Below are 10,541 nucleotides of genomic sequence, written 5' to 3'. Positions count from 1 at the left end.
TGGATTGCGGCTGGCGCACCATCACGCGGCTGACCGGGGCGTTCTGTGCGTGGCGCAGGATACGTTCCTCGTCAAAGGAATAGATGCCGCAGGAATGGCCCTTGCCGCCGACCTCGTAGATCTGGCGTACCTTGGCAAGCGCGTCGTCGAAATCCTTCGCGCGGTACAGCGCCATCGTCACCGACAGCTTTTCCTTGCTGAAGAAATGATCCTTGCCGATCTCGTCCTGTTCCACCATCAGGAACTTGCGATCCTCGGGCAGGTCAAAACCGGCGAAATCGGCGATGACCTTGGCCGCAACGGCGACGGTTTCGATGCGGCGGCTGCCATCCTCTTTCCACAGCGCCTTTTTCAGCAGATCTTTTTCCTCGGGGCTGCACAGATGACCGCCTTCGGCGATCAGCGCATCGCACATCCTGTCATAGACCGCATCGACGATGACCAGATTGCCATCCGCCGAACAGCCCGAGCCGAAATCCGACATCTTGGACTGGCGGCTGTTGGCGGCGGCTTCGGCGATATCGGCGGTCTCGTCGATGACCATGGTGGAATTGCCCGCGCCCACCCCATAGGCAGGTTTGCCGCTGCTATAGGCCGCATGCACCATCGGCTTGCCGCCAGTGGCCAGCGTCAGATCCGCCTGTGCCATCAGATAATTGGTCATCGGAATCGAGGGCGTGGTCACGCATTGGAACAGATCCTCGGGCGCGCCGACCAGCTTGCAGGCGTGGCGCATGACATTGACCATCTCGTTCGTGGTGGCCTTGGCGCGCGGATGGGGCGAAAAGATCACCGCGTCCCTGCATTTGGCCGCATAGATGCCCGTAACCGGCGGGGTCAGTTCGGGGTTGGTCGTCGGGATCAGCGATGCGATGACACCGGCGGGCTTGGCGATCTTGGTCAGGCCCTTTGCCTTGTCTTCCTCGATCACACCGACCGATTTGCCGCGCAGCGCGTCGCGCAGGACGCCCAGCACCTTGAACCGCTTGCCGCCGCGGCCCGCGCGGTCGCCGATGCCGCTTTCGTCCACGCCCATCTGCGCGATGCGCACAAAGGTCTTTTCGTTGCCCGCATGCCATCCGATCGCGCGGGCCAGCCGGTCCACCTGATCCTGATCCCAATCGGCGATCTGGTCCATCGCCTTGCGGGCGCGGGCGATCATCTCGTCAACGGATGCGATTTCTTCCGGGGTTATTTCACGTGCCATGTCATTCCTCCTGAGAATATGTCTGGGGTCACGCCGGTTGCTGGTTGCGGCGGCGCTGACCGTCAAAGACGGTCCGGGCGGCCTCAAGGCAGTTCGCGGCATGTTTCTGCGCGCCAAATTCCGCCATCCGGGCGGCATGCGGCAATTCGATGGACAGGGGCAGATCGGGGAACAGATAGTTGATCGCCGAAAAGTCGATGGCCCCCTCGCCCGGATACAGCCTGCCGTCGCGGGCGATGGCGATCATGTCGTCCCTGGTATAAGCCAGATCGCCCGCGTCGCAGATATGCATGAAGTTGATCCACTCGGCCGGGGCGCGTTCCAGTGCGAACAGCGGGGCCTTGTTGAAATGCATGTACAGCGTATCGACCAATACACCCTGATTTCGCCGTCCCGTCCGTTCCAGAATGTCCAGCACTTCCTCAAGCGTGGTCAGCCGCGAAAAGGCGGGAAATTCCAGATTGGCGGTCAGGCCGAAAGGCGCGGCCAGATCGCAGATTTCGGCAAAGGTCTCGACCACGAAAGAGCGGTCGTTGCGCACATCGGTCCATGCCGAACAGATCAGATGTTTCGCGCCCAGTTCCGCCCCGGCCTCGAAGGCGGGCAGAAACTGTTTCGGATCCAGCCCGCGCAGGATGCGCATCAGTTCGATGTCAAAGCATTTCAGCCCGGTCTCGGCCAGCGCCCGCTTCGTGTCGCGGATGATCTGCGGCGCGCAGGGGTCGATGTCGGGTTCCCCCGCCACGCCCAGATGATACAGGCGATAGCTGGCGTATTCATAGCCCGCTGCAGCGGCAATATAGGTCTGTTCGGGGGGCGTGACGCCCGGCACGGTCAGATAGGACAGGGAATATTCGTGGCTCATGCCGCGTCCTCCGCACGGTCCCAGGGCGGGGCGGGCACATGGCTGGCGCGGCCGGGCAGCGGGCGGGCCAGCAGCGCCTCGGCCCGCGCAACGGGCGCGGCCAGCGACTGCCAGTCAATGCCGGTATCCAGCCCCATCTGCGCACAGACAAAGGCTGCGTCCTCGGTCGCGATATTGCCGGTCGCCTTGGGCACAAACGGGCAGCCGCCCAAACCCCCAAGCGCTGCGTCGAAAATCCGCACGCCCGCGTGCAAGCCGGCGACCATATTGGCGATGCCAAGGCCGCGCGTGTCATGCAGATGCAGCGAAAGCTGAACCTCGGGTGCGATCTCGCCGCGAAGCCGGGTGCACAGGTCAAAGACCTGACGCGGATTGGCCAGCCCCGCCGTATCGGCGATATTGATTTCCTGCACCCCAAGCCCCGAGAAGTCGCGGGCAATGTCGGCCACGCGGTTCGGATCGATCTTTCCCTCGAACCCGCAGCCAAGCGCCGACTGGATGCCCGCACGCACGGCGATCCCCTCGGACAGCGCCTTTTCGATGGTCGGGATGATCGCGGCGCGGGCTTCGTCCACGCTGCGATTGGTGTTCTTGCGCGAATGCGTTTCCGAAGCCGAGACCGAAATCGACAGGTGCCGCACATTTACGGCAAGGGCGCGATCCAGCCCCGCCTTGTTCAGCACCAGCGCGGAATAGACGACGCCCGGTCGGGATATGATGCGTGCAAACAGCTCGTCCGTGTCGGCCATCTGCGGCACCCATTTGGGATGGACGAACGACCCGACCTGAATGCGGCGCAGGCCCGCATCTTCCAGAGCGGCCAGAAAACCCAGTTTTTCGTCGATGGAAAACACGCGCGCTTCATTTTGCAGCCCGTCGCGCAAAAATTCGTCTTCAATCAGAATATTACCGGGAAATCCGTACATGTTTCCGCCCCCCTTCGATGACAAGACGGAAGATAGGGGCGGGGATAACTTGCGGCAAATGATCGTTTTTGCCATAATGCAAACATAATGTTAATTTTGGTGGGACAATGCTGACCCTGAGGCAGATCGAGGTGATCCGCGCCATCACCGTAGCGGGCACTGTCAAGGGCGCTGCGGAATTGCTGAACGTCTCTGCCCCCGGCATCAGCCGGCTGATGAAGCATACCGAAAGCCAGCTTGGCATCCGGCTGTTTTCACGTATCCATGGCCGCTATTCCCCCACGGACGAGGCGCGCGACATCTTTGCGCAGGTGACGGCAGTGTTCCAGTCGGTCGAGAACCTGCAATATTCGATTGAAACCCTGCGCGCGGGCGGCGGGCGCGTGGCGGCCTTTGCGGCAGTGCCATCCATCGCCCATCACGTGTTTCCGCAGGCCATCCGGCAATTGCGCGCGCAGTTCCCCGATCTGCATCTCAGCCTGAACACGATCAAGATCGAAGAAGCGATCGACTATCTGCTGCTGCGCAAGGGCGAGGTCGCGATGCTCAGCTACAAGCTGGATCATCCGGGCCTGACGATGCAATTGCTGTACAGCGGCAGGCTGGTCGCGATCCTGCCACAGTCGCACCGGCTAAGCGACGCGCCCTCTGTCTCGGTCAACGATCTGCTGCACGAGCCGCTGATCGGTGTGCAACCCGACGATCCCTATGGCCGCATCCTGGCCGAACCGTTCCGCCAATACGGGCTGACGCCGGAATTTTCCGTTCAGGCACGCACCGGCCAGATGATCGCCACGCTGGTCGGTCAGGGGTTGGGCGTGTCTATCATGGACGAGTTGTCGCTTGCCGGGCCGATCCGCTATCCGGGCATCGCCATCCGCCCGATTGCCGAGCCGACCAGCTTTCGCGCCTATGCGGCCTTCAACGCCGATCAGCCGCGTTCGATCTTTGCCGACCGTCTGGTCGAACTGATCAAGGCCGAGATGACGGCGGTTTCCGCCCCGCGCGCAAGAAATTAACCTGATGTTTGGCGTGGTGGATAATTCGATAGTATGCGTTAAGAACGTTCCGTACTAAATGCGGGTCAGACAAGCGGGGCTTTTGCCATGACCAAGACCATCTATATTCTGAACGGCCCGAACCTGAACCTTCTGGGCAAGCGGCAACCTGAAATCTATGGTGCCGAAACGCTGGAGGATGTCCGCCTGGCGGCCGAAAAGGTCGCTGCGGAATTCGGCCTGTCGGTCACGATGCTGCAATCCAATCACGAGGGGCAGATCGTGGACTGGGTCCACGAAGCGCGTGAACAGGCGGCGGGAATCATCATCAATCCCGGCGCGCTGACGCATACCTCGGTCGCGATCTTGGATGCGCTGAACGCGTTCGAAGGCCCGGTTTTCGAGGTGCATATCAGTCAGGTTCACAAACGCGAATCGTTCCGCCACCATTCCTATGTCAGCCTGCGGGCCGACGGAGTCATGGCCGGCTTCGGGATCGAGGGCTATGCCCTTGCCATGCGCCGGATGGGCAGCCTGCTGGGCTGATCCCGTCAGGCTGCGTTGTATTCGCGCAGCGCCATGGGGCTGAGGATCGCGCGCAGGATCGTGTTGGTCACGCTGTCGCGCAACCCCAACTGCCCGCTGTCCGAAAACAGCTCGGGGCCGAAACCGACGCTGAAGGTGATCCGGTTCGAGACGTTGTAAAAGCTCATGGCCGACATGGTCCAGTGCAGTTCCAGCGGTTCCAGCCCGGCGCGAAACGCCCCCGCCCGGACGCCCGCGCCATAGATTTCATCGACCTTTTCGACCGCGCGCAGGTTCAGCGCCCTGATTCGCGCCGAGCGTTCCAGAAACGTGCCGTTATGGATGTTCTCGATGGCGATCATGCGCACGAAATTCGGGTTCTCGCGGTGAAAGTCAAAGGTGTATTCGATCAGCCGCGTCATCGCCTGAACCGGGTCCAGCCCTTCCAGCTCCAGTTCCCATTCCCCGGCCCGGACACGTTCATATTCCGATTCCAGCGCAGCCTGATACAGGCCCTCTTTGTCCTTGAAATAGTAATAGATCATGCGTTTGGACGTGGCGGTCTGGCGCGCGATCTCGTCCACCCGCGCCCCGGCCAGTCCATGAGTCGCAAAATGCTGCACCGCGATTCGCAGAATATCGGCCTTTACCGCCTCTGGATCCTGTTTCCACCCAGTTCTGCGCGCGTCCTTGGCCACGGAATTTTCCTGCATTTGTTAGCTGTTCGCCCCTTGATAGCATAAAATGTACGAATTGGAACAAAAACTATTTGGCAGAATTAACCGGCTCGTATATTTTAATGTCAGCAGCCGGGCAGGAGGATTCGGCAGCACCACCCATTCCTGAGGAGGAATTACTTTGAACCGTAGAATTTTTGTCGCAGTCGCCGCCGCTGCGCTTACTGCCATGCCCGCTTTTGCGCAGGATTATCCCGCCAAGGAAATTCAGGGGATCATCCAGTGGGGGGCCGGCGGTTCGACCGACACCGTGATGCGCACCGTCACCCCTCATGCCGAAGAGGTTCTGGGCGGCAAGGTCATCATGAAGAACATGACCGGCGGTGTCGGCGCCATCGCGACCAAATTCGTCTACGCCCAAAAGGCCGATGGCTACGCCCTGCTGATGGGTGCAGAAAATCCGTTGCTTTACAAGGTTATGGGTCTGGGTGACATTGATTACAGCGAATTCGTGCCGATCAACATCCTGGCGCGCGGCGTTCCGATTCTAGTCGCCAATAACGACGCACCGTTCAACAACTTCGCCGAGATGGTCGAATATATTCAGGCCAATCCGGGCAAGGTGAAATTCGGCTCGACCGGGCCGGGCGGCCTGCCCTCGGTCGTGACGGCGATGCTGAAATCCAAGGCCGATCTTCAGATCATCGAGGTTCCCTATGACGGCGACGGCCCGGCGCTGACCGCGTTGCAAGGCGGCGCGCTGGATGTCATGCCCGCCGTTCTGGGTGCGTCCATCGAATCGATCAAGGGCGGGCGGATGAAGCCCATCGTCCTGATCGACAGTGCTCCGGCCGAGGCGCTGCCCGACCTCGCGGCGCTTGGCCAGACCAACCCGGAATATGCCGATTACCTGCCCTGGGGCCCATTCTTCGGCGTGTTCGTCAAGAAAGGCACCCCCGACGATGTGGTCGCCAGGCTGACCGAGGCCTATGCCGCAGGCGCACAAAGCGAGGATTTCGTCAAGCTGATGAATGACCGCGGCTATGTCATCGAAAACATGTCGGGTGCCGCTGCGGAGGAATTCCTTGGCAAGTGGCAATCGCTGACCTCGTGGCTGATGGCCGATGCTGGCCTGACCAAGAAATCGCCCGAGGAATTCGGCATCGCGCGCCCCTGACCCAATCGCCGCCCCGGTTCCCTGCCGGGGCGGCCTCATTTTGATCAAAGGGAGGATCGGCTATGCACGACAAGCGCAAGCGAAGCGCCGGGGAACTGGCGTTCAATTTCCTGATGTTCCTGGTCAGCCTTTTCCTGATGTGGAAGGCTTTCATGATTTCGGGCTTCAGCTCACTCAGCTCGCCCGGAGCCCTGCCCATGGCGGTCGCCTTGACGATGGCGATCAGTTCCGGGCTTATCCTGCTGAACAATTTCCGGCATACCCTGCGTGACGAGACAACCTTTGTGGGCGACATCGTGCCCCCGGTCGTCATCCTGATGATGCTGGCCATCACCGGCTATGCGCTGCTTCTGGTGCCGTTTGGCTTTCTGCCAACCTCGTTGCTGTTTCTGGTTCTGTCGATCCTGTTTCTGCGCAGGGGCGGGCTTGTCTTTGCCCTGCTGGTCTCGCTCTGTTCGCTGGTGTGCATCTACATCATTTTCCGCATGGTGTTCGAGGTGCTGATGCCGCCCGGAATAGTCGCCGAGGGAAGAATCCTGGCCGCGATAGCGCGCCTGTTCGGAGGAGCGAACTGATGGAGGCACTTGGTTATTTCATGATGCCGTGGCTGGACCCGAAACTGCTGTTTCTGGTCGCGGCGGGCACCTGCGCCGGGGTCTATGTCGGCGCGATTCCCGGCCTGTCCGTCACCATGGCCGTGTCGATCCTGATCGGCTTTACCTTCACCTGGGATGTCTATCCGGCGCTGTGCCTGATGGTCGGCATCTATATGGGCGGCGTCTATGGCGGCTCGCGGACGGCGATCCTGCTGAACATTCCGGGCGCGCCTTCGGCTGTCGCCACGGCCATGGATGGCTATCCCCTGGCGCAACAGGGCCTTGCGGGCGAGGCGATCGGCCTGTCCACAGTCATGTCCTTCGTCGGCGGGCTTATTGGTATCGCCGTGCTGGCTCTGGCGGCCCCGACCGTCAGCGAATTTGCCCTGTCGTTCCAGCCGCGCGATTTCATGTTGCTGGCGATCCTGGGCATCCTGCTGGTCGGGTCGCTGTCGGGCGAAAGCCTGGTCAAGGGTATCTTCGCCGGCGCGATGGGCCTGCTGATCGGTACCGTGGGCATGGACCCGCTGACCGCCGAGGAACGCTTTACCTTCGGCTATGTCGAGCTTTGGGGCGGAATCAACTTTATCGCGGTGATGATTGGCATGTTCGGCATCAGCGAGGCGCTGATGCAGTTGCACTATGTCGATAAAACCGCCGTCAAACAGACGATCAGCCGGATCATCCCGGAATGGGCCTCGGTCCGCAAATACCTGCCCTTGTCGCTGCAAACCTCGTCCATCGGGGTGATCATCGGCGCATTGCCGGGCACAGGCGGAGACATTGCCGCGCTGATGGCCTATGACCATGCCAAGCGGATCACCAAGAACCCCGAGGTTCCCTTTGGACAGGGTGCCCGCGAAGGTCTGGTCGCGCCGGAAACAGCCAATAACGCGGCCGTGGGCGGAGCGTTCATCCCGATGCTGACCTTGGGGATTCCGGGGGATGCGGTGACGGCGATCATGATCGGCGCGCTGTATATCCACGGGCTGAACCCCGGCCCGATGCTGATGGTCGATCAGCCGCAGATGTTCTGGTTCATCACCGGCGCGCTGGTGCTGGCCAATATCTTCATGCTGATCTTCGGCCTGACCGGCATCCGCATCTTTACCAAGATCGTGGAAATGCCGCGCACCGTGCTGATCCCGTTGATCCTGCTTCTGTCCATCGTAGGGGCCTATGCGGTGAACAACTCGATCACCGATGTCTACTGGATGCTGGCCTTCGGCGTTCTGGGCTACATGATGAAATCCTATGGCTATCAACTGGCCCCGGTCATCCTGGGCGTGATCCTGTCGCGCCTGCTGGATGAAAACTGGCGCCGGGCGATCATATCCGAGGATGGCAGCATCGCGGGCCTTTTGCATGGCACACTGACCAGCCCGCTGTCGGTGGTGCTGCTGACGATGGTGCTGCTGATCTTTGTCAGCCAGACGCCGCTGTGGGCATGGCTGAAATCGGCGCTGTCCACCAGCAAAAAGGCCGATTCCAAGACCTGAACGAATCCGCCATTGCCGGCGACGATCCGGCAATGGCACCCCCGCCCGGTTTACGGGCAGGCCCCGGACAAGGGCCACATCGCCGCGATCCGACCGGACACGGCAAGCTCTCGACACACAGGACAACAAGATGGCAGATCTTCACCTCGGGCTAATCGGGGACAATATCTCTCGTTCCTCGGCTCATCGGCTTCACCGGCTTGCCGGACAGCAGAACGGTCTGGATGTCCGCTATGACCGGCTGATCCCCATCGATCTGGGGGTTCCCTTCGATCAGGTCTTTCTGGACTGCGCCGCCGGAAATTTCCGCGGCCTGAACATCACCTATCCCTACAAGGAACAGGCGATCCTCAAGGTCACGGTCGAGGACGAGCAGGTCCGGCGCATCGGCGCGATCAACACCGTGGTCTTTTCCGACCGTGGCCCGTTGGGGTTCAACACCGACTATTCCGGCTTTATCGAGGCCTATCGCACGGTACGCCGCGACAAGGCGCCCGGCATCGTCGCGCAGATCGGCGCGGGGGGCGTGGGCCGCGCGGTCGCCTTTGGCCTGCTGACGCTTGGCGTCCGGGAATTGCGCATCGCTGATCGTGACCCGGACAAGGCGCTGTCATTGGCAAAAGAGTTGCGCCGCGCGGCTTCCGACACCGAAATCGTCACCGCTGCCACAGTCGAAGAAATCGCCCCCGGCGCGAATGGCCTGATCAACGGCACACCGGTCGGCATGATCGGTTATCCCGGCACACCGATACCCGGCTGGCTGGTGGCGCAAGCCGAATGGGCCTTTGACGCGGTCTATACGCCGGTCGATACGCAATTCCTGAACGAAGCGACCCGCGCAGGGCTTGAAGTCATCTCGGGCTATGAGCTGTTCTTCTATCAGGGCGTCAACGCCTGGACGTTCTTCAGCGGCATGCCGCTGGACCTGGCGCGCCTGCGCAGCGATCTGATGGCTGGCAAGGGCGGGGACTGATCGTGCCGGCTTCCGGGAATGACTGTTCCCGAAAGCCGGATTTTGGAACGGCTGCGCCGAGGGCCGTCCGGCCTCGTCATATAGCCTGACGATTTTATTTTGATTATGTTGTCAGGCTATTACCATTTGGTTTTACGCTGATGCTGCGCCAATTTGATGATCAAATTGGCTTCCGTCAGCTATATTGTCTCATCAGCCATGATGCGCCTCAGAAGATTCCAGTGCGGGGGCACCTCGGTTTTCACCGTTCTGGGCTGTTCAGGGCCAGTTCAGCGGCGCAAAGCACGCCTGTGTCCGGGAGGCAGCGGCGGGGCGGGCTGTCAGGCCGATCACCCGGCAGACAGGGCCGCGCGCCGAAGGCTCTGGCGGAAATGCACGGGGGTGAAGCCGCCATATCCCCGTGTCGGCTGGCCATGCCACAGCGCGCTGAAGATCGCCTCTTCCACGGCTTCGACGGCTGCCTTGAAAAAACCGTTCATCCGGCTTTCCGCCAGACGAGTGACCTGCACCATTTCCGTATCAGTGCGCGCAAGCCGGTTCGCTGTGGAAAAGGCCAGCGCGATATCGCCGCTTTGATGGCCCAGATAGCTGCCCAACCGCCCAAGCGCCGCCGCGCTGCGCCGCGACAGCCGGGTCAGTTGCCGCGCGTCCATCGGCGCGTCCGTGGCCAGAACGATGATGATTGAGCCCGTGTCGGGCTCGGCCCGTGCAAGGGCCTGCCCGGCAGGTTGACCCGGAAGGCGCAGCGACCCTGCCTCGCCGAAATTCGACAGGACCAGCGCACCCAGCGTGAAACCTGCACCGCCCGCCAGCGTCACCACCCGCGAGGCCGAGCCGATGCCACCCACAAAATCAAATGTCGTCATGCCGCTGCCCGCGCCGACAGTGCCCTGATCGAAGCTGGTCCCGGCGTTGTCGATGGCGGCCATCGCGTCTGCCTCGGTCACGGCCAGACGCTGAATATCGTTGACCTTGCCGTCATTACACTCCAGCACCAGCGGGTTGACGGTGCTGTCCTGCCGCCCGATCCGGTCGTTCTGCGCAATCGCCCTGCGGATCAGCGCCGAAGCGCATGCGGGCACGCCGAACGTGTTGGTC

General features: G+C 61.5%; 11 protein-coding genes. 6 read left to right on the top strand and 5 right to left on the bottom strand.

What is annotated here, in order from left to right; all coding sequences use genetic code 11:
- From ACK5L9_RS15790 to ACK5L9_RS15780, 3 genes are all read right to left on the bottom strand, one after another.
- Positions 1 to 1,207, bottom strand: a 1,207-nt coding sequence (locus ACK5L9_RS15790; RefSeq protein ID WP_416912426.1) for an aldehyde dehydrogenase family protein, incomplete at its 3' end; no start/stop codon positions are given.
- Between the two features lie 28 nt (positions 1,208 to 1,235).
- The gene (locus ACK5L9_RS15785) at positions 1,236 to 2,072 is read right to left on the bottom strand and encodes a sugar phosphate isomerase/epimerase family protein (RefSeq protein WP_416912425.1); all 837 of its coding nucleotides are present in this window, start codon (positions 2,070 to 2,072) and stop codon (positions 1,236 to 1,238) included.
- On the bottom strand, positions 2,069 to 2,998 hold the full coding sequence (locus tag ACK5L9_RS15780) for a hydroxymethylglutaryl-CoA lyase (RefSeq protein WP_416912424.1): 930 nt from the start codon (positions 2,996 to 2,998) through the stop codon (positions 2,069 to 2,071). Before ACK5L9_RS15780 ends, ACK5L9_RS15785 begins: the two co-directional genes overlap by 4 nt.
- 107 nt (positions 2,999 to 3,105) lie before the next feature.
- Between ACK5L9_RS15780 and ACK5L9_RS15775 the strand changes: the two genes are divergently transcribed.
- The gene (locus tag ACK5L9_RS15775; RefSeq protein ID WP_416912423.1) at positions 3,106 to 4,017 is read left to right on the top strand and encodes a LysR family transcriptional regulator; all 912 of its coding nucleotides are present in this window, start codon (positions 3,106 to 3,108) and stop codon (positions 4,015 to 4,017) included.
- 87 nt (positions 4,018 to 4,104) lie between these two features.
- Positions 4,105 to 4,542, top strand: a complete 438-nt coding sequence (gene aroQ, locus ACK5L9_RS15770) for a type II 3-dehydroquinate dehydratase (RefSeq protein ID WP_416912422.1) — start codon at positions 4,105 to 4,107, stop codon at positions 4,540 to 4,542.
- A gap of 5 nt (positions 4,543 to 4,547) precedes the next feature.
- Here the strand turns inward: aroQ and ACK5L9_RS15765 are convergent, their stop codons facing one another.
- Positions 4,548 to 5,219 (bottom strand): TetR/AcrR family transcriptional regulator, encoded by a 672-nt coding sequence (locus ACK5L9_RS15765; protein WP_416912421.1) that lies wholly within the window; start codon positions 5,217 to 5,219, stop codon positions 4,548 to 4,550.
- A 160-nt stretch (positions 5,220 to 5,379) separates the two neighbouring features.
- Here ACK5L9_RS15765 and ACK5L9_RS15760 point away from each other — a divergent pair, with 160 nt between their 5' ends.
- The 4 genes from ACK5L9_RS15760 to ACK5L9_RS15745 all read left to right on the top strand — a co-directional run bounded on the left by ACK5L9_RS15760 (position 5,380) and on the right by ACK5L9_RS15745 (position 9,443).
- On the top strand, positions 5,380 to 6,375 hold the full coding sequence (locus ACK5L9_RS15760; protein ID WP_416912420.1) for a tripartite tricarboxylate transporter substrate binding protein: 996 nt from the start codon (positions 5,380 to 5,382) through the stop codon (positions 6,373 to 6,375).
- A gap of 62 nt (positions 6,376 to 6,437) precedes the next feature.
- Positions 6,438 to 6,950, top strand: a complete 513-nt coding sequence (locus ACK5L9_RS15755; protein ID WP_416912419.1) for a tripartite tricarboxylate transporter TctB family protein — start codon at positions 6,438 to 6,440, stop codon at positions 6,948 to 6,950.
- Positions 6,950 to 8,470 (top strand): tripartite tricarboxylate transporter permease, encoded by a 1,521-nt coding sequence (locus tag ACK5L9_RS15750; RefSeq protein WP_416912418.1) that lies wholly within the window; start codon positions 6,950 to 6,952, stop codon positions 8,468 to 8,470. Before ACK5L9_RS15755 ends, ACK5L9_RS15750 begins: the two co-directional genes overlap by 1 nt.
- 130 nt (positions 8,471 to 8,600) lie before the next feature.
- Positions 8,601 to 9,443, top strand: coding sequence for a shikimate dehydrogenase family protein (locus tag ACK5L9_RS15745; RefSeq protein WP_416912417.1), 843 nt, complete (start codon positions 8,601 to 8,603; stop codon positions 9,441 to 9,443).
- A gap of 329 nt (positions 9,444 to 9,772) precedes the next feature.
- On the opposite strand, the gene ACK5L9_RS15740 is transcribed toward ACK5L9_RS15745, so the two are convergent.
- The coding region (locus ACK5L9_RS15740) for a P1 family peptidase (protein WP_416912416.1) at positions 9,773 to 10,541 on the bottom strand (769 nt) is incomplete at its 5' end.

This window comes from Paracoccus sp. (in: a-proteobacteria) (genome assembly GCF_047973135.1).
Classification (GTDB): Bacteria; Pseudomonadota; Alphaproteobacteria; order Rhodobacterales; family Rhodobacteraceae; genus Paracoccus.
Note: the sequence above shows the minus strand (reverse complement) of the source record. Positions and strands in the feature narration are given on the sequence as shown.

What these genes read in the sequence shown, in the direction of transcription:
- ACK5L9_RS15785 (WP_416912425.1), bottom strand. Translation starts at nt 2,072, where the DNA reads ATGAGCCACGAATATTCCCTGTCCTATCTGACCGTGCCGGGCGTCACG.
- ACK5L9_RS15780 (WP_416912424.1), bottom strand. Translation starts at nt 2,998, where the DNA reads ATGTACGGATTTCCCGGTAATATTCTGATTGAAGACGAATTTTTGCGC.
- ACK5L9_RS15775 (WP_416912423.1), top strand. Translation starts at nt 3,106, where the DNA reads ATGCTGACCCTGAGGCAGATCGAGGTGATCCGCGCCATCACCGTAGCG.
- aroQ (WP_416912422.1), top strand. Translation starts at nt 4,105, where the DNA reads ATGACCAAGACCATCTATATTCTGAACGGCCCGAACCTGAACCTTCTG.
- ACK5L9_RS15755 (WP_416912419.1), top strand. Translation starts at nt 6,438, where the DNA reads ATGCACGACAAGCGCAAGCGAAGCGCCGGGGAACTGGCGTTCAATTTC.
- ACK5L9_RS15750 (WP_416912418.1), top strand. Translation starts at nt 6,950, where the DNA reads ATGGAGGCACTTGGTTATTTCATGATGCCGTGGCTGGACCCGAAACTG.
- ACK5L9_RS15745 (WP_416912417.1), top strand. Translation starts at nt 8,601, where the DNA reads ATGGCAGATCTTCACCTCGGGCTAATCGGGGACAATATCTCTCGTTCC.